This window comes from Pseudacidovorax sp. NFM-22 (assembly GCF_021401245.1).
In the GTDB taxonomy this organism is placed as follows: domain Bacteria; phylum Pseudomonadota; class Gammaproteobacteria; order Burkholderiales; family Burkholderiaceae_C; genus Xenophilus.
The window spans coordinates 958404-981466 of record NZ_JACBFY010000001.1 but is presented as its reverse complement, the minus strand read 5'-3'; the positions used below and the strand labels follow the sequence as shown (position 1 = coordinate 981466).

Here is a 23063-nt window from a genome sequence, read left to right as displayed (position 1 = left end):
CCCAAGAGCCCAAGAGCCCAAGAGCCTCGTGCTCGCGAACCGGCCGAACTGCTGGTTGATCGCCCCGGGCCAGCAGCGAACACCTTGTCCGCCCCCCCGGAAGAACGCTGAAACCAGCCGGCCTCAGAGATCCTGCAGCCCCATCGCCGGATCACTCACCGACGGCGCCCCTGTCTCCACGCGGCCCGCAAAGCGCCGGTAGAAGCTCGGATCGGCGCTGCTGGTGACCGCAAAGTCGTACCAGCGGCCGCTGCCCGACAGGTCCCAGTGCTGCTCGGCGCTGGCGCCCGCGGCCACCGTCGCCGTCCACGGCCCGTCGTCGCGGTAGGCCTTGGCGCGGATGGTGAAGCTGCACGCACCGCTGCCGCCGTTGAGCATCTTCAGGTACACGTTGCCGTTGGCCACGTCATAGCACACGCGCAACTCCGGATTGGCCGAACCGCCCGCGCGCAGTGCGTTCAGATCGCCGCGGAAGTGGCGGTGATAGCCGTTGGGCCCCAGCACCCACAGGTCGTACAGGCCGGCGTTGTCGGTGGCGGCGGCCCAGCTGTCCTCCAGCTGCTTGCCGGGCTCGACCATGTAGCGGCGCGGCAGGCGGTCGAGGTTGAGCTTGTCGTAGACATGGAACACCGCCGCCTGCTTGCCCGTGTTGCTGAAGATCAGCCGCACGGTGCCGGCCGATGCATCCACGCGGGCGCTGGTGTGCAGCTCGTACGGCAGGGCGCGCGAGGGTCGCGTGCCCGTGGCCTGGCGCGGCAGCTGCTGCGTGGCGGGCGGCACGATCTGCGCGAGCGCCTGCTGCTGGGCGCGCAACTGGTCGGCCTCGTCCTTGCTCTTGCGACCGGCGAGCGTGGGCAGCACCTCGTTGTTCGGGTTCGCGAAGTTGAAGGCGCTGGTCAGGTCGCCGCAGACGGCGCGGCGGTAGGGGCTGATGTTGGGCTCCATCACGCCGAAGCGCTGCTCCAGGAAGCGCAGAACCGAGGTGTGGTCGAACACCTGCGAATTGACCCAGCCGCCGCGGCTCCAGGGCGAGATCACGTACATGGGCACGCGCACGCCGGGGCCATAGACCTTGCCATCCGGCACCGGCTGGCCGGGCGAGGCCACCGGATGCGTGAAGCGCTCGAAGGCCACGTCGGCGTCGGACAGCGTGGTCTTGCCGGCAAAGCTGCCGTCGCCATTCGGCGAGGGTGCGGAGGGCGAAGGCACGTGGTCGAAGTAGCCGTCGTTCTCGTCGAAGTTGACGATGAGCACCGTCTTGCTCCACACCTCGGGCACGGCGGTGAGCGCGTCCAGCACCTCCTGGGTGTACCAGGCGCCCTGCACCGGGCTCGACGGGCCGGGGTGCTCGGAGTAGGTGGCCGGCGCCACGATCCACGACACCTGCGGCAGCTTGCCGTTCTTGATGTCCTGCTTGAAGGTGCCCAGGAAGCCGCCGTCGGGCATGGTGTTGGCGATGCCCTTGTAGAGCGGGTTGCCGGCGTTGTCGCTGGCCGGGTCGTAGGCGGGTGAGGCGGCGTCGTTGCTCACCGGCTTGCCCGAGGCCTCGTTGGCCTGGCGATACTGCACGAAGCCGGCCAGCGGGTTGTCGGTGTAGTTGTCGGGCATGAACTGGTAGACCATCCAGCTCACCTTGGCCGCTTCCAGCCGCTCGGGGTAGGTCTTCCAGGTGTAGCCCTGCGTGGAGGGGCCGATGTCGTCCCACACGTTCACCACCGAGGCTACGTTGGCGCCGGTGGGGCCGTTGGTGCCGGTCCACAGGAACATGCGGTTGGAGTTGGTGCCCGTGTGCATCGCGCAGTGGTACGCGTCGCAGACCGTGAAGGCATTGGCCAGCGCGAACTGGAAGGGCAGCTCCGCCTCCTTGTAGTAGCCCATGGAGGCCGTGTTCTTGTAGCGCGGCCACTGGAACATGCGCCCGCCGTCCCAGGCGTTCTGGCCGTCGGTCCAGGAGTGGGGCGTGCCGCTCACGCGCTGGGCGTTGCCCTTGCTGCCGTCCAGGTGGTAGGGCAGCACCGGCTTGCCGTTGGCATCGGACTGCTGCCACACGTTCAGGCCCTTGGGCAGCGGAATGGTGAAGCGGTCGCCGAACCCGCGCACGCCCATCAGCGTGCCGAAGTAGCTGTCGAAGGAGCGGTTCTCCTGCATCAGGATGACCACATGCTCGACGTCCTTGATGGTGCCGGTGACGTTGTTGGCCGGAATGGCCAGCGCCTTCCGGATGCTGGGCGGAAAGGCGGCCAGCGTGGCGGCGGCGATGCCCGAGGTGGCCGTGGTCTGGAGGAATTTGCGACGGGAGTTCATGGTGTGCGTGTCGTCGTGGATCTGCGGGGCGCGGCGGGCTCAGGGCGCGCAGCGCATCTCGGGCGTCTTGCTGCCGTCGCCGGTCGCAGGCGGCGGGTTGGTGCCGGTGTTGCCGCTGCCGGCGCCCGGCGTGGTGCCGCCGACGAGGGGCACGAAGCCGCTGCCGCCACCGCTGCCGCCGCAGGCGGACAGGGCAGCACAGGCGGCCAGCACGACGAGGCCGGTGCGCAGGGAGAAGAAGGTGTGGGACATGGTGGGTGGCTCGTGGTCGGGGAGGGAGGATGGGAAGAGGTGGGGCGGGCGGCTCATCGCTCGCCCAGGCCCATGGCCGGATCGCTGACCGACGGCGCGCCGGTTTCGACGCGGCCGGCAAAGCGGCGGTGGAAGCTGGGGTCGGTGCTGCTGACGACCTCGAAGTCGTACCAGCGGCCGCTGGCGGCCAGGTCCCAGTGCTGCTCCACCGTGGCGCCCGGTGCGATCGTGGCGGTCCACGGACCGTCGTCGCGGTAGGCCTTGGCACGGACCGTCAGCGTGCAGGCGGCCGTGCCGTCGTTGCGCATGCGCAGGTAGACGTTGCCGTTGGCCACGTCGTAGCAGACGCGCAATTCCGGATTGGCGGTGCCCGCCGCACGGCTCGCGTTGAGGTCGCCGCGGAAGTGGCGGTGATAACCGTTGGGGCCGAGCACCCACAGGTCGTACAGGCCCGCGTTGTCGGTGGCGGCGGCCCAGCTGTCGTCCAGCTGCTTGCCGGCTTCGACCATGTAGCGGCGCGGCACGCGGCCGAGGTTGAGCCGGTCGTAGACGTGGAACACCGCCGCCTGCTTGCCCGTGTTGCCGAAGATCAGCCGCACGGTGCCGGCGGCGGCATCCACGCGGGCGCTGGTGTGCAGCTCGTAGGGCAGGGCGCGCGAGGGCCGCGTGCCGGGGGCCTGGCGCGGCAGCTGCGGGTTGGCCGGCGGCACGATCTGCGCCAGCGCCTGCTGCTGCGTGCGCAACTGGTCGGCCTGGTCGCGCGACTTGCGGCCCGACAGCGTCGGCAGCGGCTCGCCATTGGGATTGACGAAGTTGAAGGCGCTGGTCAGGTCGCCGCAGACGGCGCGGCGGAAGGGGCCGATGTTGGGCTCCATCACACCGAAGCGCTGCTCCAGGAAGCGCAGCACCGAGGTGTGGTCGAAGACCTGCGAGTTGACCCAGCCGCCGCGGCTCCAGGGCGAGATCACGTACATGGGCACGCGCGGGCCGGGGCCGTACACGCGGCCATCCGGCGTGGGCTGGCCGGTGCTGCCGGCGGGCGCGGCATGGGTGAAGTACTCCGCCGCGAGCGCCGAGTCGGGCAGCGTGGTCTTGCCGGCATGGCTGCCGTCGCCGTTGGGCGAGGGCGCCGAGGGCGAGGGCACATGGTCGAAGTAGCCGTCGTTCTCGTCGAAGTTCACCAGCAGCACCGTCTTGCTCCAGACCTCGGGCACGGCGGTGAGCGCGTCCAGGATCTCCTGGACGAACCAGGCACCCTGCACCGGGCTCGACGGGCCGGGATGCTCGCAGTAGATGGAAGGCGCGTTGATCCACGACACCTGCGGCAGGCGGCCCTCGCGCACATCGCGGCGGAAGGCGTCGAGGTAGTCCTCGGGCTTGCTGCCCGGCAGCGTGTTGGCGATGCCCTTGTAGAGCGGGTTGCCGGCGTTGTCGGTGGCCGGGTCGTAGGCGCGGTAGGGCGTGGCCTGGCCGCTGTCGGAGTAGGGCTGGTTGGGTGCGCCGCCGCTGCTCACCGGCCAGGTCGAGGCCAGGTTGGCCCGCCGGAACTGGCGGAAGGCGCCCAGCATGTTGTCGCCCCATTCGTCGGGCATGTTCTGGTACGAGATCCAGCTGACCTTGGCGTCCTCCAGCCGCTCGGCATAGGTCTTCCAGGTGTAGCCGGTGCCGGCGGCGGCGGCCCGGCCGTCGAGCCAGTCCCACTCGTTGCGCACGAAGGCCACGTTCTGGGCCGTGGGGCCGTTGGTGCCGGTGAGGTGGAAGGAGCGGTTGGCGTCCGTGCCCGTGTGCATGGCGCAGTGGTAGGCGTCGCACAGCGTGAAGGCGTTGGCCAGCGCGAACTGGAAGGGCACCTCGGCTTCCTGGTGGTAGCCCATCGCCTTGGTGGTCTTGTAGCGCGGCCATTGCGCGAGGCGGCCGTGGTCCCAGGCCTTCTGGCTGTCGTCCCAGTCGTGCGGCGTGCCGCCGTCGCGCTGGGCGTTGCCCTTGCTGCCGTCCAGGTGGAAGGGCAGCACGACCTTGCCGTTGCCGTCGCTCTGCTGCCAGACGTTCAGGCCACCCGGCAGCGGCACGGTGAAGCGGTCGCCAAAACCACGCACGCCGGGCAGCGTGCCGAAGTAGTGGTCGAAGGAGCGGTTCTCCTGCATCAGGATGACCACGTGCTCGACGTCCATGATGGTGCCGGTGACGTTGTGGGCCGGAATGGCCAGCGCACGGCGGATGCTGGGCGGAAAGGCGGCCAGGGCGGCCGCGGCACCGGCCGTGGTGGCCGAGGCGCGCAGGAAGTTGCGGCGGGCGTTCATGGGGAGAGGGCCTTTCAGCGCGGCAGGGTGGACAGCGGCTGCGCCGCCTTGAACATGCTGGCGATCTCGTCGGCCGTGAGGGCCCGGCGCCAGATGGCGACGTCGTCGAAGTCCATCGCGCCGCGCGGCGAGCTGGTCTCGCGCTGGTAGTACAGGCCGGTGCCGTCCTCGTTGAGGCCGATGCCGTTCTTGAGGCCGCCCAGCTGCGCGACCAGGGTGCTGGTGAGCGTGGCGTTGCCGGTCTGCGTGCCCAGGGCCGGGTCGAGCACATAGCCCGTCATCCTGAGGTTGGCCTTGTCGATGACCACGGCCACGTAGGCCCACTGGCCGGCGCTGAGCTTGTAGCCATTGCTGTCGGCGCGGCTGCCGCCGGCGCCCACGTTGAAGCGGATCTCGCAGCCGCCGAACAGGCCGATGGCCAGGCCCGCATTGGCGCCCGTGGTGTAGTTCTTGTTGCCGATCACCGTGCCGCCGTTGCTCACGCCCTGGCTGCAGCTGGCGTCGGTGCGCAGCCAGAAGCCGAGGGTGAAGGCCGTCACGCTGTTGTCGGTGGCCACGTCGGTGCCCTGCAGCAGGCGGTAGCCCGACATGCCGCTGGCGTTCTTGATGGTGCTGTCCACGCGCAGGGCCTTGCCCTTGTACGGCGCGACGAAGGGGTCGTCGCTCACCAGCGAGCCGGCGGCGGCGTCCGAGGCCCAGGGCGCCATCGTGGAGGCGGCGAGCGCATCGGCGGTGGGCAGCGCATTGAGCGGGTAGTAGGCCGCCAGGCCCTGCACCAGCGTGGTCGCGAGCAGTGCGGGCTTGACGTAGGCGATCTGCGCCTGCACGCCGGTGGCCGAGTCGCCGGCCACCACGGTGTAGCGATAGCCGTAGAGGCCGTCTGCGGCGGCCTGGATGTTGTCGGTGTAGCGGGTGCTGGCGGCGGGCAGCGTGGCGATCAGCGTGCCGTCGCGGTACACCTTCACCGGCAACTGCGTGTTGCCGGCCAGGGTCCAGCTGAGCACCAGGCTGGCCTTGTCGGCCCCGGCCACCGCGCGCAGCTGGCGCACGGCGGTGCCGGCCTGCAGCGCGATGCCGTCGTAGCCGCGCTGCTCCAGCGCGGGCAGCATGCCCAGGTGCTGCAGCACGGTGGGCGCGATGTCGGTGGCCGCTGCGGCCTGCAGCAGGGTGGCGATGTCGGCCGGCGGTGCATCGTTGACCGCGGGCAGCGAGGGCAGGGCCTTGTTGCTGGCGATGAAGCTGGTCTTGTCGTCCAGCGACTGGCTGCCGGTGGCGCTGCCGAAGGCATCCAGGCCATGGTCGGCGGTCAGCAGCACCAGCCAGTCTTCCTTCGGGTCGTTGGCCTGGCGGCGTGCGATGGTGTCCAGCAACTGCTGCACGGCGGCCGCGGTGGCGGTGATGCTGGCGCGGTAGCCGGCGCTGCCCAGGCCGTCGGTGGCGGCGCGGGCCGGCGCGCCGTACTCGGCCACGGTGAGGTCGAGGCCGGCCTCGATGAGCTGGCGCGTGCGGGTGGTGACGCAGGCGTCGTCGCCGTTGCAGTCCACGCGCTGGTCGATGGCGGCGGCCGCCGCAGGATCGGCGCCCAGGCTGGCAGCGACGGGGCTGCTGGTCACCACGCCGGTCTGCAGGGCGAAGGGCTGCGTTCGCTGGCGCAACTGGGCGATCAGCGTGGGCGTGCGCGCGGTGTCGATGCGCTGGTCGGCGCTGTCGAAGGCCACGCCATGGCGCGCCCAGGTGCCGGTCAGCAGCGTGGCGAAGGCGGGGCCGGTGGTGGTGGGCTGGGCGCTGGGCGTGCCGGCGATGCCGCCCGTCCACGCGGGCGCGGCGCGCAGGCTGGTCAGCGCGCCGGCTGCCTGCACCTGGCGCAGCACGGCGTAGGTCATGCCGTCGACCTGCACCAGCAGCACCTTCGGGCCGCTGTGGCCGGCGTTGGTGCCGGGTGTGGTGGGGGGCGTGCTGCCGCCCGTGGCGGTCGGTGGGGTGGTGCCGCTGCCGCTGCCTGCGGCGGCGACCAGTGCGAGGTTGTTGCTGCCGCTACCCCCGCCGCAGGCGGCGAGCGAGAGGGCGGTGGTCAGGCCCAGGAGGCCCGCCTTCCAGGCGGGCGCGGGTCGGGAATACAGGTGCGTGCGTGGCATGCCGGTTCTTTCTTCGAACGGTCGAATGGACGCGCGGCCCTGCAAGGCCGGCGCGTGTGCTTTCCCCCATCTGCCGTGGCCTGCCTCTCGCCCGCGGAGGCAAAAGGAAATTCACAACAAATGACTCAAATGCACAATTTGCCAACACTCCGTGTCAGTGCCGTGACCTGAGGCGCGCCGCTACGATGCCGGCGCGGCGCCGGGCACCGGCCGGGTCCGCGGGCTCCTCCTTCCTCTGATCCTTCTGCTGCGACCTTCATGCTCCAACAAGCGCGCATCCACCGAATCCGCTCCCTGCTCGGCACGCAGGGCGCCGTGAGCACCGACCGCCTGGTGCAGGAGCTGGGCGTTTCGCGCGAAACGGTGCGGCGCGACCTGCAGGCGCTGGAGGCCGAAGGCGCGCTGCGGCGCGTGCATGGCGGCGGCGTGGGCGTGGAGGATGCCGGCCGCGAAGCGCCGCTGGCCGTGCGCCAGGCCACGCGGGCGCGGGAGAAGAAGGCCATCGCCCGGGCCGCCGCCCGCCTGCTGCGGCCGGGCCAGACGCTGCTGGTCGACGCCGGCACCACGACGGCACTGCTGGCGCAGGAGCTGGCCGGCCTGAGCGGCCTGACCATCGTGACCAACGGGCTGGAGGTGGCGCGCCACCTCACGCGCGACGAGAAGAGCCGCCGCGCCAACGAAGTGATCCTGCTGGGCGGCCAGCTGCTGACCGAGGTGCCGGCCACCTGCGGCGCGCAGACGGTGGCGGAGATCCACCGCTACCGCGCGGATGTGGCGCTGCTCTCGCCCGTGGGCGTCTGCGCCGAGCACGGTGCCAGCAGCTTCGAGCGGCCCGAGGCCGAGGTGGCGCGCGCCATGGTGGCGGCCGCGCGCCGCTGCATCGTGCTGGCCGACCACAGCAAGATCGGCCAGCGCAGCCGCATCGCCTACGCGCCCATCGGCAGTGTGCACACGCTGGTCACCGATGCGCGGGCGCGCCAGCGCGCGGGCATGGCCGCGCTGATGGCGTCGAGCTGCGAGGTGGTGTTCGCCTGAACTTGGCGAGCGGCCCTGATGCTCAGGCCGTCTGCGCCCGCCGGTGCCGGGCGCTCTCCAGCCAGGAGAACAAGGCCATGCCCGCCACCATCGCCGCGACGAAGAGCCAGGCCTCGCGGTAGCCCGCGGCGGCGCTCACCAGGGCCGGTCCGGGGCAGAAGCCCGCCAGGCCCCAGCCGGCGCCGAAGACCAGGCTGCCCAGCACCAGCCGGCGGTCGATGTGCGTGGCCTTGGGCAACTGCATGGCCGCGCCCAGGAGGCCATGGCTGCGTCGGCGCGCCAGCGCGAAGGCGGGCGCGGCCACGGCGATGGCGCCGCCCATCACGAAGGCGAGCGATGGGTCCCAGCTGCCGGCCAGGTCCAGGAAGCCCAGCACCTTGGCCGGGTCGGCCATGCCGGAGAGCAGCAGGCCGAGGCCGAAGACGAGGCCGGAGAGAAAGGCGGTCAATGCAGGCATGGCGGGTTCATCCGATCAGGTGGCGAAGCAGGAAGACCGTGGCAAAGCCGGCGGCCATGAAGGCGAGCGTGGCGGCCAGCGAGCGCACCGAGCCGCGCGAGAGTCCGCACACGCCATGGCCGCTGGTGCAGCCGCTCGCGTAGCGGGTGCCGATGCCCACCAGCAGGCCCGCCGCGATCAGCAGGCCGGGGCTGGCCGCGATGTGCGCCGCCGGCAGGACGCCGCCGATCTGCCACACCATGGGCGCGGCCAGCAACCCGATCAGGAAGGCCAGCCGCCAGGGGCGTTCGCCCGCGGGGCTGCGGCCGACCAGCGTGCCCAGGATGCCGCTGATGCCGGCGATGCGGCCATTGGCCAGCACCAGCAGCGCGGCGGAGAGGCCGATGAGGCCGCCACCGGCGAGCGAGCGCCAGGGCGTGAAGTGGAGCCAGTCGAGGGTCATGGAGGGTTCCTGGATGGATAAGGAAGAAGGAAAAGGCGGCCTCACTGCGCAATGCCATTCAGTGAATCAGTAACCGTTCGGGCTGAGCTTGTCGAAGCCGGTGGACGCGAGGGTCAAGGCCCTTCCCTACGGCGCACAGAAGCTGGCGTGCAAGGCCTGCATCAGCCGCAGCACCTCGGTGCTGGCCAGTGCGTAGTAGATGAACTTGCCCTCGCGCCGCGTCTGCACCAGGCCTTCCTCGCGCAGCACGCCCAGCTGCTGCGACAGGCTGGGCTGCACGATGCCGGTGGCGGCCTGCAGTTCGCCGACGTTGCGCTCGCCTTCGGCCAGCATGCACAGCAGCAGCAGCCGGTCTTCGTTGGCCATGGCCTTGAGCAGGGCGCAGGCGCGGCCGGCGGACGCGCGCAACTGGGCGAGCGCCTCGGGGCCGGGCGCGGCGTCGTGATGCAGGTCGGTGGAAGCGGAAGGCATGGTGGCGGTGGGCATGTCCAACAGTTTATTGAAAAACAAACTATCTTTCAATAAACTGTTGTCCAGTCCTTTCCGCGTCCCGTGCTTTCCAGGAGCCACCGATGACCGACCAGCCTGTCTCCGCCCGCGTCCAGCCCTTCTTCGACCCGGCCACCTTCACCATCAGCTACGTGCTCTTCGAGCGCGAGGGCGGGGCCTGCGCCATCGTCGATTCGGTGCTGGACTACGACCCCAAGTCCGGCCGCACGTCCACGCACTCCGCCGACCGCCTCATCGACTTCGTCCGCGCGCACGGCCTGACGGTGCAGTGGCTGCTGGAGACGCATGCGCATGCGGACCATCTTTCGGCCGCGCCCTACCTGCAGAAGGCGCTGGGCGGCACCATCGCCATCGGCTCGGCCATCCGCACGGTGCAGGGCGTGTTCAAGAAGGTGTTCAACCTGGAGCCGGGCTTCGCGCTCGACGGCTCGCAGTTCGGCCACCTGTTCGAGCCCGACGAGGTGTTCCACGTGGGCGCACTGCGGCTGCGCGCCATGCATGTGCCCGGCCACACGCCGGCCGACATGGCCTATGTGCTGGAGGACGAAGCCGGCGCCGCGCAGTTGGCCTTCGTGGGCGACACGCTCTTCATGCCCGACGTGGGCAGCGCGCGCTGCGACTTTCCCGGTGGCGATGCACACCAGCTCTACCGCTCGGTGGAACGGCTGCTGGCGCTGCCGCCGGCCACGCGCCTCTTCATGTGCCACGACTACCCGCCCGACGGCCGCGCGCCGGCCTGGGAGACCACCGTGGCCGAGCAGCGCCGCGCCAACATCCACCTGCACGCGGGCGTGGACGAGGCTGGCTTCGTCGCCATGCGCCAGGCCCGCGATGCCACGCTGGCCATGCCGGTGCTGATCCTGCCGGCCATCCAGGTCAACATCCGCGCCGGGGCGATGCCGCCGGCCGAGGCCAACGGCGTGCGCTACCTCAAGATTCCGGTGGACGTGCTGTAGCCGCCGGGGCCGCCGCGCCCTCGTGCGCGGCCGGCCGGCCGCGGCGGAACAGCCGCTTGACCCACTGCTCCAGGTCGTCCACGTAGGTGAAGGTGGCCGGAATCACCAGCAGGCTCAGGATGGTGGAGGTGACCAGCCCGCCGATCACCGCCACGGCCATCGGCGAGCGGAAGCTCATGTCCGCCTCGCCCCAGGCCAGGGCGATGGGCATCATGCCGGCGCCCATCGCGAGCGTGGTCATGATGATCGGCCGCGCCCGCTTGTGGCAGGCGTCGAGCAGCGCGTCCCAGCGGCTCATGCCGTGGTCTCTTCGGGCCACGATGGCGTACTCCACCAGCAGGATCGAGTTCTTCGTCGCGATGCCCATCAGCATCACCAGCCCGATCAGCGAGGGCATCGAGAAGCTCTTGCCCGCCAGCAGCAGCGCCACGAAGGCGCCCCCCAGCGACAGCGGCAGCGCCGCCAGGATGGTGGCCGGCTGCAGGAAGTCCTTGAACAGCAGCACCAGCACGATGTAGATGCACAGCACGCCGGTCAGCATGGCCAGGCCGAAGCTGCTGAACAGCTCGCCCATCATCTCGGCGTCGCCGACGTCGATGGTGCGCACGCTGGGCGGCAGGCCCTGGATGGCGGGCAGCGCGCGGATGGCCTCGGCCACCTCGCCCAGGCCGCGCTCGCCCAGCTCGATCTCGAAGTTGACGTTGCGCGCGCGGTCGTAGCGGCTGATGACGGCCGGGCCGCCCGCGGGCTCCAGCGTGGCGACTTCGCCCAGCCGCACCGGGCCGCGGGTGCCGGGCACCGTCAGACGCTCCAGCGTCGACAGGTTCTCGCGCGCGCTGTCGGCCAGCCGCACCACGATCGGCACCTGCCGCTGCGCCAGGTTGAGCTTGGGCAGGTATTGCTCGTAATCGCCCACCGTGGCCACGCGCAGCGTCTCGGCGATGTCGCTGCTGGTCACGCCCAGGTCGGCCGCGCGGGCGAAGTCGGGCCGCACCGCGATCTCGGGCCGCACCAGGCTGGCGTTGGAGCTGACGTTGCCCACGCCGGGAATCGTGCGCAGGTCGCGCTCCACGTCGCGCGAGGCGGTGGCCAGGGCCTGTGGGTCCTCGCTGGACAGCGCCAGGATGTACTTGTCGTTGGAGCCACCCAGGCCCACCTTGACGCGCACGCCCGGCACCTCGGCCATCACCTGCCGCAGCTCGCGCTCGATCACCTGCTTGACCGGGCGCTCGCCGCGCGGCGCCAGGCGCAGCGTCATGGTGGCCTTGCGCGGATCGCTGCCGGCGCCGCCGGCCATCGGGTCGGCCCCCGCCGCGCCGCCGCCGATGGCCACGTAGATGCTCTCGATGTGGCCCACCTTGCGGATGCGCTCGCTGGCGGCCTCGACCGCGCGGCGCGTGTCGGCCAGCTTGCTGCCGGGCGGCAACTCGAGCGTGACCTGGGTCTGCACGTTGTTGTCCGGCGGGATGAAGCCCGAGGGCAGCAGCGGGATCAGCGCCAGCGAGCCGACGAAGAACACCAGCGCGCCGAGCAGCGTCAGCCCGCGGTGGCGCAGGCACCAGGCCGAGGCGCGCATGTAGCTGCGCATCCAGCCGGGCTCCTTGTCGTGGCCCACCAGCGGCTTGAGGATGTAGGCCGCCATCATGGGCGTGAGCAGCCGCGCCACCACCAGCGAGGCGAACACCGCCAGCGCCGCCGTCCAGCCGAACTGCTTGAAGAAGCGGCCCGGAATGCCGCTCATGAAGGCCGTGGGCAGGAACACCGCGATCAGCGTGAAGGTGGTGGCGATCACCGCCAGGCCGATCTCGTCGGCCGCCTCCATCGCCGCCTGGTAGGGGCTCTTGCCCATGCGCAGGTGGCGCACGATGTTCTCGACCTCGACGATGGCGTCGTCCACCAGGATGCCCACCACCAGCGACAGCGCCAGCAGCGTGATGATGTTGATCGAGAAGCCCAGCAGGTACATGCCGATGAAGGCCGGGATGACCGACAGCGGCAGCGCCACGGCCGAGACGATGGTCGCCCGCCAGTCGCGCAGGAAGAGCCACACCACCACCACCGCCAGCAGCGCGCCTTCGTAGAGCAGGCGCATGGAGCTGTCGTACTCGCCGCGGGCGATGTCCACGAAGTCGAAGGTGCGCTGCAGCGTCAGGTGCGGGTAGTCGGCCTGGAGCTTGTCCAGCGCCTTCTGCACGCCGTCGCCCACCTCCACCTCGCTGGCGCCGCGGCTGCGCGAGATTTCGAAGCCGATCACCGGCTTGCCGTCCAGGAGGGCCAGGGCGCGCGGTTCGGCCACGGTGTCGGTGACGGTGGCCACCTCGTCCACGCGGGCATGGCGGCCATTGCCCAGCGGGATCTGCATGGCGGCGACTTCGGCCGCCGTCTTGGCGGTGGCCAGGGTGCGCAGCGGCTGCTCGGCGCCGCCCAGCTCGGCCCGGCCACCGGCACTTTCCATCTGCACCTGGCGCAGCGTGCGCGAGACGGTGGCTGCGGTGATGCCCAGCGCCTGCATGCGCGCCGGATCGAGCGCGACGCGCACCTCGCGCGTGACGCCGCCCACGCGGGTGATGGCGCCCACGCCCGGCACCGCCAGCATGCGGCGCGACAGCGTGTCGTCGACGAACCACGACAGCTGCTCGTCGTCCCAGTTGTCGGAGGCGATGGCATAGGCCTGCACCGGCTGCGAAGACAGCTCCAGCTTGGCCACGATGGGGTCGCGCAGATCGGCCGGCAGGTCGGCGCGCACGCGGCTCACGGCCGAGCGCACGTCGTCCACCGCTTCCTGCACGGGCTTTTCCAGCTCGAACTCGGTGGCAATGGTGGCCTGGCCGTCGACCAGGGTGGAGGTGATGTGCTTGACGCCCTGGATGGTGGCGATGGCGTTCTCGATCTTGCGCGCCACGTCGCTTTCGAGTTGCCCCGGCGCGGCGCCGGGCAGGGCGGCGGTGACGACCACCACCGGCAGGTCCATGTCCGGGAAGTTCTGCACCTTCATGGACTTGAAGGACAGCAGCCCTGCCAGCGTCAGCAGGACGAAGAGCATCGCCGCCGGAATGGGGTTGCGGATCGACCAGGCGGAAAGGTTCATGCCGGATGCTCCCGCGTCACTTGGCGGCCGGGGCCGGGGCGCCGGCTGCGGGGGCCGGCTGGCCCTGCACCTGCACCACGTCGCCGTCGTTGAGGAAGGCGGCGCCGCGCTCGACCAGCTTCATGTCGGGCTTCACGCCCTCGGCGATGGCGATGCGGTCGCCGGCACGCTGGCCGGTCGTCACACGGCGCATGGCGACCTTGCCATCGGCGCCCACCTCGAACACGCTGGCGAAACCGTCGCGCACCACCACGGCGGACTGCGGCACGGTGAGCTGCTCGATGCGGCCGAGCATGAATTCGCCGCGCGCATACATGCCGGCGCGCACGTCGCCGTTGGCGGGCAGGTCGACGTATACCAGCGCATTGCGCGTCTGCGGATCGACCGTGGGCGCCAGGGCGCGCACCGTGCCCTCGACCGTGACGCCGCTGGCGGCCGTCACGCGGGCCTTCTGGCCCACGCGCACCTTGGGCAGCTCGTTGGACGCGACTTCGGCCCGCCATTCGAGCCGGCCGCGGCGCACCAGGCGGAACAGCTCGGCGCCCGAGCCCACCACCGCGCCCACGGTGGCGGTGCGCGAGGAGATGACGCCGTCGTCCGGCGCCAGCACCTGCGTGTTGCGCTGGCGCACCTGCTGCGCCTGCAGCGCGGCGCGGGCGGCCTCGACGCGGGCCTTGGCGGTCTGGCCGGTGGTGAGGTACTGGTTGATCTGGGCCTGGCTCAGTGCGCCGGTGGCCGACAGCGTGCGGGCACGCTCGGCATTGGCGGCGGCATCGGCCGCGGCGGCCTCGGCCTCGGCCAGGCTGGCACGGGCCTGGGCGACCTCGGCCTGCACCGTGTCGCCCGAGAAGGTGGCCAGCACCTGGCCCTTCTTCACCACGTCGCCCACGTTCACCCGCACGTCGGCCAGGCGCAGGCCGGCCGCCTCGGAGCCGATGATGGCCTCCTGCCACGCGGCGATGTTGCCGTTGGCCGGCAGGCCGGCCACCAGGTCGGCGGGCTGCGGCTGCACCACGGTGACGGTGAGCGCGGGGCGGGCGGTGGCGGCGGGCTTGTCGGCCTTCTTGGCCTCGCCCTCCGCGGGCTTGCCGCGCAGCAGGAAGAAGGCGGCCACGGCCACGAGGGCCACGACCAGGATCGCGATGAGGAGCGGGCGTCGGGAGCGTTGCATGGTGATCTTTCCGGGCGCGGGGCGGGAGTCAGGGGCGTGGCGTGGCGGTCGCGCCGGTCGTGGTCGGGATGGCCGTCGAGGCGGCCTTGGCGTCTGGGGCGGTGACGGTGGCGTTCGACATGCCGGCGGTGGTGGCCGGGGCGGTGGCTGCGCCGTCGGCGTCGGGCCGTTGCCAGCCGCCGCCCACCGCGCGGTAGAGCGCGACCCAGGCCTCGTTGCTCTCGCGCTGCAGCGAGACGCGCGCCGTCTGCGCGGCGAACAGGGTGCGGCGCGCGTCCTCCAGCTCGAACAGGCTGGCCAGCCCCGTCTGATAGCGCGACTGGGCAGCGTCGAAGTTGGCCTGGTAGCCGCGCACGGCGGTGTCGGCATCGGCGGCGCGCTGGCGGGTGCTGTCGAGGTTGGTCAGCGCCTCCTCGACCTCGCGCACGGCCTGACGCACGCTGGCGCGGTACTGCACCACGGCCTCGTCGTAGCGGGCGCGGGCCGACTCGGCATTGGCGGCCGAGACGCCGCCGTCGAACAGCGGCACCGACAGCGCCACCGGGCCCACGCTCCAGGTGTCGAGCGAGGCACGGAAGCCCTGGCTGCGCAGCTGCAGCCGGCCCACGCTGCCACTGAGCGTCAGGCGCGGATAGCGCTGGGCCTGGGCCGCGCCGGCTTCGGCGCTGGCAGCCGCCACGGCGCGCTCGGCGGCGAACAGGTCGGGCCGCTGCGAGAGCGTCTGGGCCGGCACGGCGTCCACGGCCGGTGGCGTGGGCAGGGCGGTGATGGCGGACTGGGCATCGAGCCGCCGGTCGAGGTCCTCCGCCGGCAGGCCCGTCAGCGCGACCATCCCGTGGCGCAGCACGCGGCACTGGGCGCGCTGCTGGGTGAGCCGGCCCGAGGCATCGGCCGCGCTGGCGCGGGCCAGTGCCGCATCGGCCGGCGCGGTGAAGCCGGCATCGGCCGACAAGCCCGTGAGGCGGGCCGTCTCGGTGCGCGAGCGGGTGTCGGCCTCGGCCACCGCCAGTTGGCGGGCACAGGCGCGTTCGGCGAAATAGGCATTGGCCGTTTCGGCCGCCACGGCGATGCGGGCGTCGTGCCAGCGGGCCTCGCCGGCATCGAGGCGGGCGATGGCGGCGTCGCGGCTGGCGCGCAGGCCGCCGAAGAGGTCGATCTCCCAGCTGGGCTGCAGCGTGGCCTGCAGCACGGTCGCCGGTGGCACGCTGGTGCTGCCGGTCCCGGTGGTCGTGGTGCTGCCCGTGCTGGTGCCGCCGAGCGGCGAGGCGCTGCGCGTGGCCGACAGATTGCCGTCCAGCCGCGGTGCCAGGGCGGCGCCGGCCTGGGTGCGGGCGCCGCGGGCCTCGGTCACGCGTGCGGCGGCGCTGGCCACGTTGGGGCTGGCGGCCTGGGCGGCCTCGATCAGCTCGGCCAGCAGCGGGTCGCCGGCCCGGCGCCACCATTGGGCGAGGTCGGCCGTCGAGCCGTGGTGGGGCAGGGCATCGGCCGGCACCGGGCTGCGCCATTGGGCGGGCGCGGGCGCCTGCACGATGGCGGGCGGCCGGGTCACGCCGCAGGCGGCCAGGGCCAGCGCGAGCGGCAGCGCGGCCAGCAGCCGCGCGGCGGGCGGGGCGGTCTTGGGGGTCATGCGGAGGGGTCCTCGGAAACGTAGTCCGCGCGGCGGCTGCGTTCGGCCATCACCAGGGCCACGGCCATGCCGGCCAGCTGGTCGGCCCACTGGTCCACGGCGCGGGCGCTGCGCAGCAGGCCGGGGCGGATCACGTCGATGAAGTCGCGCGTCACGTAGGGTTGCATCGCCAGGCCGGTGATGGCGAAGGCCAGGCGGTGGATGTCGTCGTCCACGCGGGCGCTCAGGTGGCGCGCCAGCAGCCGCACCATGGCCTGGTGTGGCGCCTTGATGTCGCGCTCCACCTCGGTGGCCCACTGGCTGCTGGGCTCCAGCATTTCGCGCAGGTGCAGGCGCATGCATTGGCGCACTGGCTCGCCCAGCTTGAGCGGCTCCAGGTAGGCGCGCATGAACACGCCCAGCGCCTCGTCGAGCGGCAGGGCCGGCGCGGACCACAGGGCGGTGGTCTCCTCGGCCGTGCCGCCCAGGGGCTCGGTGAAGCAGGCGGCGTAGAGCCCGGCCTTGTCGCCGAAGTAGTAGCTGATGGCGCCGATGTTCATGTCGGCGGCCGCGGCGATGGCGCGGGTGGAGGTCTTGGCGAAGCCCTGGTCGGCGAACAGGGCGAGCGCGGCCAGCAGCAGGCGCTGGCGGGCCTCGGCCCCGTCGCCCCGGGCCGGCTTGGGTGTGGCGGTGGTCATGCGGGTGCGGATTAGAGCATGGGAATCAAACGAATGATTAAAGTCGGCGCCGCGGTCGCGCCTTTGTCCGACGCCGCGCTAGGATCGCCCGCATGCAAGACATCAAGTGCCCCCACTGCGGCAAGGCCTTCAAGATCGACGAGTCCGGCTACGCGGACATCCTCAAGCAGGTGCGCGACAGCGACTTCGACCGCCAACTGCACGAGCGGCTGGAACTGGCCGAGCAGGACAAGCGCAGTGCAGTCGAACTGGCGCGGGCCCAGCTCGCCAGCGAGCTGGAGAAGAAGGCCGCGGCCCGCGAGGCCGAGATCCTTGCGCTCAAGGCGAAGCTCGACGCCGGCGAGGTGGCGCGCCGGCTCGCGGTGAACGAGGCGCTTGGCAGCATCGAACGTGAGCGCGACCAACTGGCCCACGAACTGGCGCAGGCCCGGCAGGATCGCGAATCCGCGGCCCGCCTGGCCGAGGCGCGGCTCGCGAGCGAAGTGCAGAAGGCCGCGGCGGCCAAGGACGCCGAGATCCAGGCGCTGAAGTCCCGCCTCGACGCCGGCGGCATGGCGCAGCGGCTGGCCGTCACCGAGGCCGTCGGCGCGGTCGAGAAGGAGCGCGACGCCCTGCGCAACAACCTGGAGCGCGTGGCGCTCGAGAAGCAGGTGGCCGAGCAGATGCTCAAGGACAAGTACGAGACGCAGATCCGCGACCGCGACGACGCCATCGAGCGCCTGCGCGACATGAAGGCGCGGCTGTCCACCAAGATGGTGGGCGAGACGCTGGAGCAGCACTGCGAGACCGAGTTCAACCGCATCCGCGCCACCGCCTTCCCGCGTGCCTACTTCGAGAAGGACAACGACGCCCGCACCGGCAGCAAGGGCGACTACATCTTCCGCGACCTCGACGAGGACGGCACCGAGATCGTCTCGATCATGTTCGAGATGAAGAACGAGAGCGACGCCACCGCCACGCGCAAGAAGAACGAGGACTTCTTCCGCGAGCTGGACAAGGACCGCACCGAGAAGGGCTGCGAATACGCGGTGCTGGTCTCGCTGCTGGAGCCCGAGAGCGAGCTCTACAACACGGGCATCGTCGACGTGTTCCACCGCTACCCGAAGATGTACGTGGTGCGGCCGCAGTTCTTCCTGCCCATGGTCACGCTGCTGCGCAATGCGGCCACCAAGGCGCTGGCCTACAAGTCGGAACTGGCGCTGGTCAAGGCGCAGAACCTCGACATCACCCGCTTCGAGACGCAGCTGGACGACTTCAAGACCGCCTTCGGCCGCAACTGGCGCCTGGCCTCCGATGGTTTCGAGGAAGCGGTCAAGCGCATCGACGAGGCGATCAAGGACCTGGAGAAGACCAAGGACGCGCTCTACAAGTCGGCCAACAACCTGCGCCTGGCCAACGACAAGGCCGAGGACCTGACGATCAAGAAGCTGACGCGCGGCAACCCGACCATGGCGGCGAAGTTCGCCGAGCTCAAGGACGCGGGCGGCACCGACGAATAGGCCATGGCGCCGCTACGATCGCGCGCCATGTCTGCCGCTCCCTCCGACCCCACGCTGCCGCAGGATGCCCAGGGCATCCTGGCGCTGGCGGCGCGCTCGATGTTCCAGCTCTTCTCCAGCATCAGCCAGGGGATGTTCCTGATCGACCGCAGTGGCCGCATCGTGTGGGTCAACGAGGGCTATCGCCGCTTCCTGCCCGCGCTGGGTTTCGATGGGGTGGACCAGTTCGTGGGCCACATGGTGGAGGAGGTGATCCCCAACACCCAGATGCGCCGCGTGCTGGAGACCGGCGAGCCGGTGCTGGTGGACCTGCTGACCAACAAGGCCGGCACCTTCGTCGTGAGCCGCCTGCCGCTGCGCGAGGAGCACGACGACGGCACGGGGCCGGTGATCGGCGCCATCGGCATCGTGCTCTTCGACCATCCGCAGACCACGCTGCAGCCGCTGGTGGCCAAGTTCGCGCTGCTGCAGCGCGACCTGGACGAGGCCCGGCGCGAGCTGGCCAGCCAGGCCAGCCGCGCGGCCCGCAATGGCCTGGAGGGCGGGCTGCCGCGTCAGGCCAAGTACAGCTTCGCCAGCTTCATCGGCAGCAGCCCGGCGGCCGTGGAAGTCAAGCGCCATGCGCGGCGCGCGGCCCAGTCGAGCAGCCCGGTGCTGCTGCTGGGCGAGACGGGCACGGGCAAGGAGCTGCTGGCCCATGCCATCCACGGTGCATCGGCCCGGGCGGCCGGGCCCTTCGTCAGCGTCAACATCGCGGCCGTGCCCGACACGCTGCTGGAGGCCGAGTTCTTCGGCTTCGCGCCCGGCGCCTTCACCGGCGCGGACCGGCGCGGCCGCGAGGGCAAGTTCAAGTTCGCCGACGGCGGCACGCTGTTCCTGGACGAGATCGGCGACATGCCGCTCACGCTGCAGGCCAAGCTGCTGCGCGCGCTGCAGGAGGGCGAGATCGAGCCGCTGGGCTCCAACAAGCTGGTGGCCTTCGATGCGCGGGTGATCGCCGCCACCTCGCGCGACCTGCCGGCGCTGGTGGCGCAGGGACGCTTTCGCGAAGACCTGTACTACCGCCTCAACGTGCTGCCCATCCGCGTGCCGCCGCTGCGTGCGCGGCGCAGCGACATCCCGGCGCTGGTGGAGGCGCTGGGCGACGAGGTGGCCCAGCGCACCGGCGATGCCCCGCCCGAACTGCTGCCCGATGCGCTGGCGCTGCTGGCCGGCCAGCACTGGCGCGGCAACATCCGCGAGCTGCGCAACGTGCTGGAGCAGGTGGCCATGCGCAGCGACGCGCAGCGGGTGGATGCCGCGCAGCTCACACGCATCCTGCGCGAGGCCGGCGTAGGCGAGGTGGCGCCGGCCGCGGCGCCGGAGCCTTTACCTGCGGAAGCCGCGGCCGATGCGCCTGGCAGCGGGCTGCTGCGCCCGCTGGCCGAGCAGGTGGCCCAGCTGGAGCGTCGCGCGATCGACGCGGCCATGGCCCACACGGCGGGCAACAAGCTCAAGGCGGCGCGGCTGCTGGGCATCTCGCGGGCGACCCTCTATGGACGCCTGGAAAACCCTGAGCAGTGAGCAAACAACTGTCTGAGGAATAGACAATTCAGCCTGTATTGATTTCAGGCAATCGATGGCGATGTATGCGGCAAGTCTTTGATCAATAAGGCCTTGATGCGCTGGCACGGCGTGTGCAATATCCAGGCATCCGTCACAAGGAGACAACCGCATGCAACGTCGCCACCTCATCGCCTGTGCCGCCCTGGCCGGCGCCATCGCCGCCCCCGCCTGGGCCCAGTCCAACGAGATCCGCATCGCCCACGTCTACAGCAAGACCGGCCCGCTGGAGGCCTACGGCAAGCAGACCCAGACCGGCCTGATGATGGGCCTGGACTACGCCACCGGCGGCACCATGATGGTCAACGGCAAGAAGATCGTCGTGATCGAGAAGGACGACCAGGGCAAGCCCGACCTGGGCAAGTCGCTGCTGGCCGCCGCCTATTCCGACGACAAGGCCGCGCTGGCCGTCGGCCCCACCTCTTCGGGCGTGGCACTGGCCATGCTGCCGGTGGCCGAGGAATACAAGAAGCTGCTGATCGTCGAGCCCGCCGTGGCCGACTCGATCACCGGCGACAAGTGGAACAAGTACATCTTCCGCACCGGCCGCAATTCGAGCCAGGACGCCATCTCCAACGCCGTGGCGCTGGACAAGCCGGGCACCACCATCGCCACCCTGGCCCAGGACTATGCCTTCGGCCGCGACGGCGTGAAGGCCTTCAAGGACGCGGTCAAGAAGGCCAAGATCGTCCATGAGGAATACCTGCCGCAGAACACCACCGACTTCACCGCCGGTGCACAGCGCCTGATCGACAAGCTCAAGGACCAGCCCGGCCGCAAGGTGATCTGGATCGTGTGGGCCGGCGCAGGCAACCCCTTCAAGATCGCCGACCTGGACCTGAAGCGCTACGGCATCGAGATCGCCACCGGCGGCAACATCCTGCCGGCCATGGCCAGCTACAAGAACTTCCCCGGCATGGAAGGCGCCACCTACTACTACTTCGGCATCCCGAAGAACCCGGTGAACGAGGCGCTGGTGTCCATGCACTACAAGGAATTCAAGAGCCCGCCGGACTTCTTCACCGCCGGCGGCTTCTCGGCCGCCATGGCCGTCGTCACCGCGCTCAAGAAGACCGGCGGCGACACCGGCACCAACAAGCTCATCAGCACCATGGAAGGCATGAGCTTCGACACGCCCAAGGGCACCATGACCTTCCGCAAGGAAGACCACCAGGCGTTGCAGAGCATGTACCACTTCAAGATCAAGGTGGACCCGGCCTTTGCGTGGGGCGTGCCGGAGCTGGTGCATGAGATCAAGCCGTCCGAGATGGACATCCCGATCCGCAACAAGAGATAAGGGGCCGCCTGAGCCCGAGCCAGGCCAGTCAACCACAGGCCGTTCGGGCTGAGCCTGTCAGCCACCGGCCGTTCGGGCTGAGCTTGTCAACCACCGACCGTTCGGGCTGAGCTTGTCGAAGCCTGGGCGCGAGCCCTTCGATCCTTCGACAGGCTCAGGACAGGCAAGCCGGTCCCGTGGGTGTCCCCGCACCGCTTGGCCACCGCCTGACGGCTTTTTTCCCAGCCAGGAGAACCACCATGCAGAAGTTCACCGCGCCCCTCAGGCGCGCCGCCGGTGTGCTCGTGTCGGCCTGGCTGCTGGCCGGCGCGGCGGCAGCGGCCGTGCCGCTGCCGGAGCTGAACATCGACCCGGCGCAGGTCAGCGTGTCGGGCGTCTCCTCGGGCGGCTACATGGCCGTGCAGCTGCACGTGGCCTATTCGGCCACGTTCAAGAAGGGGGCGGGTGTGGTGGCGGGCGGGCCGTACTACTGCGCGGAAGGCTCGGTGGTCTACGCCACCGGCCGTTGCATGGCGCACGACACCAGCATCCCGGTCAGCAGCCTGGTGGCCACCACCAACAGCTGGGCCGCGAGCGGTGCCATCGACCCGGTGACCAACCTCGGGGCCAGCCGGCTCTACCTGTTCTCGGGCACGCTCGACAGCGTGGTCAAGACGGCCGTGATGGACGACCTGCGCAGCTACTACGGCGCCTTCGTGCCCGTGGCCAACATCGCCTACAAAAAGGACCTGGCGGCCGAGCATTCTTTCGTGACGGACGACTACGGCAGCGCCTGCTCGGTCAAGGGCGACCCGTACATCGACGATTGCAACTTCGACCTGGCCGGCGCGCTGCTGCAGCAGCTCTATGGCCAACTCAATCCGCGCAACGTGGGCACGCTGGGCGGCAGCTTCGTCGAGTTCGACCAGCGCGGCTTCGTCGGCGGCCATGCCATGGCGCAGACCGGCTGGGCCTATGTGCCGGCGGCCTGTGCCAGCGGCAGCGCCACCTGCCGGCTGCATGTGGCGCTGCATGGCTGCAAGCAGAACACGGCGCAGATCGGCCAGCAGTACGTGCGCAACACCGGCTACAACCGCTGGGCCGACACCAACAACATCGTGGTGCTCTACCCGCAGACCGGCGTGACGGCCACCAACGGTTGCTGGGACTGGTGGGGCTATGACAGCCCGGACTATGCGAAGAAGGCCGGCCCGCAGATGGCCGCCATCCAGGCCATGGTCAAGCATCTGTCGGGCGGCACGGCGACGGCGGCGCTCGCGGCACCGGGCGGCCTGACGGCTTCGGCCGCGACGGCCAGCACCATGAAGCTGAGCTGGTCCGCCGTGCCGGGTGCGGCGGGCTATGTGGTCTACCGCAACGGCGGCCGGCGCAACGCCACGCCGCTCACCGGCACCAGCTACACCGATGGCGACCTCGTCGCCGGCAGCAGCTACGGCTGGACGGTGCGCGCGGTGAATGCCGCCGGCGCCCGCGGCGCCGCCTCGGCCACGGCCACCGCCAGCACCACCGGCATGACGCCCGTGTGCACCACCACCGACAACTACAGCCACACGATGGCCGCGCGGGCCTATGCGCTCTACGGCTTCACCTATGCCTACGGCTCCAACCAGGGCATGGGGCTGTGGAACATCTACATCGAGACCACCCTGAAGAAGACCGCCGCCGGCTACTACGAGGTCGGCACCTGCTACTGAACGCGCCAGGACATCCG

Annotated in this window: 17 protein-coding genes; 6 read left to right on the top strand and 11 right to left on the bottom strand. The window is 70.8% G+C overall.

The annotated features are described in order from the left end of the window. Positions 1-123: 123 nt before the first annotated feature. The 4 genes from L0984_RS04365 to L0984_RS04350 are packed head-to-tail and all read right to left on the bottom strand — an operon-like array spanning position 124 to position 6991. Positions 124-2304 (bottom strand): phosphocholine-specific phospholipase C, encoded by a 2181-nt coding sequence (locus tag L0984_RS04365; RefSeq protein WP_234192502.1) that lies wholly within the window; start codon positions 2302-2304, stop codon positions 124-126. Positions 2305-2343: 39 nt separating this feature from the next. Continuing rightward, complete coding sequence (locus L0984_RS04360; protein ID WP_234192501.1) at positions 2344-2556, bottom strand: hypothetical protein; 213 nt, start codon at positions 2554-2556, stop codon at positions 2344-2346. A gap of 53 nt (positions 2557-2609) precedes the next feature. Continuing rightward, positions 2610-4856 (bottom strand): phosphocholine-specific phospholipase C, encoded by a 2247-nt coding sequence (locus tag L0984_RS04355; protein ID WP_234192500.1) that lies wholly within the window; start codon positions 4854-4856, stop codon positions 2610-2612. 14 nt (positions 4857-4870) lie between these two features. After that, positions 4871-6991: a LamG domain-containing protein gene (locus L0984_RS04350; protein ID WP_234192499.1), complete on the bottom strand. Its 2121-nt coding sequence runs from the start codon at positions 6989-6991 to the stop codon at positions 4871-4873. A gap of 258 nt (positions 6992-7249) precedes the next feature. On the opposite strand from L0984_RS04350, the gene L0984_RS04345 reads away from it, so the two are divergent. Further along, the gene (locus tag L0984_RS04345) at positions 7250-8026 is read left to right on the top strand and encodes a DeoR/GlpR family DNA-binding transcription regulator (RefSeq protein WP_234192498.1); all 777 of its coding nucleotides are present in this window, start codon (positions 7250-7252) and stop codon (positions 8024-8026) included. Between the two features lie 22 nt (positions 8027-8048). Here the strand turns inward: L0984_RS04345 and L0984_RS04340 are convergent, their stop codons facing one another. The 3 genes from L0984_RS04340 to L0984_RS04330 form a co-directional block, all read right to left on the bottom strand. Then, positions 8049-8483 carry a YeeE/YedE family protein gene (locus L0984_RS04340; RefSeq protein ID WP_234192497.1) on the bottom strand — a complete coding sequence of 145 codons (435 nt, stop codon included), beginning with the start codon at positions 8481-8483 and terminating at the stop codon, positions 8049-8051. Between the two features lie 7 nt (positions 8484-8490). Beyond that, complete coding sequence (locus tag L0984_RS04335) at positions 8491-8925, bottom strand: YeeE/YedE family protein (RefSeq protein ID WP_234192496.1); 435 nt, start codon at positions 8923-8925, stop codon at positions 8491-8493. A 126-nt stretch (positions 8926-9051) separates the two neighbouring features. Beyond that, positions 9052-9396, bottom strand: a complete 345-nt coding sequence (locus L0984_RS04330; RefSeq protein ID WP_234192495.1) for an ArsR/SmtB family transcription factor — start codon at positions 9394-9396, stop codon at positions 9052-9054. Positions 9397-9497: 101 nt separating this feature from the next. Here L0984_RS04330 and L0984_RS04325 point away from each other — a divergent pair, with 101 nt between their 5' ends. Beyond that, positions 9498-10391 carry an MBL fold metallo-hydrolase gene (locus L0984_RS04325; protein ID WP_234192494.1) on the top strand — a complete coding sequence of 298 codons (894 nt, stop codon included), beginning with the start codon at positions 9498-9500 and terminating at the stop codon, positions 10389-10391. On the opposite strand, the gene L0984_RS04320 is transcribed toward L0984_RS04325, so the two are convergent. The 4 genes from L0984_RS04320 to L0984_RS04305 are packed head-to-tail and all read right to left on the bottom strand — an operon-like array spanning position 10366 to position 16954. Then, positions 10366-13479: an efflux RND transporter permease subunit gene (locus L0984_RS04320; RefSeq protein ID WP_234192493.1), complete on the bottom strand. Its 3114-nt coding sequence runs from the start codon at positions 13477-13479 to the stop codon at positions 10366-10368. The two genes, L0984_RS04325 and L0984_RS04320, sit on opposite strands and share 26 nt — an antisense overlap. A 16-nt stretch (positions 13480-13495) precedes the next feature. After that, positions 13496-14650 (bottom strand): efflux RND transporter periplasmic adaptor subunit, encoded by a 1155-nt coding sequence (locus L0984_RS04315; RefSeq protein WP_234192492.1) that lies wholly within the window; start codon positions 14648-14650, stop codon positions 13496-13498. 28 nt (positions 14651-14678) lie between these two features. Further along, complete coding sequence (locus tag L0984_RS04310) at positions 14679-16277, bottom strand: efflux transporter outer membrane subunit (protein ID WP_234192491.1); 1599 nt, start codon at positions 16275-16277, stop codon at positions 14679-14681. Continuing rightward, positions 16274-16954, bottom strand: coding sequence for a CerR family C-terminal domain-containing protein (locus tag L0984_RS04305; RefSeq protein ID WP_234192490.1), 681 nt, complete (start codon positions 16952-16954; stop codon positions 16274-16276). The genes L0984_RS04310 and L0984_RS04305 overlap by 4 nt, the downstream gene beginning before the upstream one ends. A gap of 92 nt (positions 16955-17046) precedes the next feature. On the opposite strand from L0984_RS04305, the gene L0984_RS04300 reads away from it, so the two are divergent. From L0984_RS04300 to L0984_RS04285, 4 genes are all read left to right on the top strand, one after another. Next, complete coding sequence (locus tag L0984_RS04300; RefSeq protein WP_234192489.1) at positions 17047-18453, top strand: DUF2130 domain-containing protein; 1407 nt, start codon at positions 17047-17049, stop codon at positions 18451-18453. 27 nt (positions 18454-18480) lie between these two features. After that, positions 18481-20016, top strand: coding sequence for a sigma-54 interaction domain-containing protein (locus tag L0984_RS04295; RefSeq protein ID WP_234192488.1), 1536 nt, complete (start codon positions 18481-18483; stop codon positions 20014-20016). Between the two features lie 151 nt (positions 20017-20167). After that, on the top strand, positions 20168-21352 hold the full coding sequence (locus tag L0984_RS04290; protein WP_234192487.1) for a substrate-binding domain-containing protein: 1185 nt from the start codon (positions 20168-20170) through the stop codon (positions 21350-21352). 239 nt (positions 21353-21591) lie between these two features. Next, positions 21592-23046 (top strand): extracellular catalytic domain type 2 short-chain-length polyhydroxyalkanoate depolymerase, encoded by a 1455-nt coding sequence (locus L0984_RS04285; protein ID WP_234192486.1) that lies wholly within the window; start codon positions 21592-21594, stop codon positions 23044-23046. Positions 23047-23063: the final 17 nt, after the last annotated feature.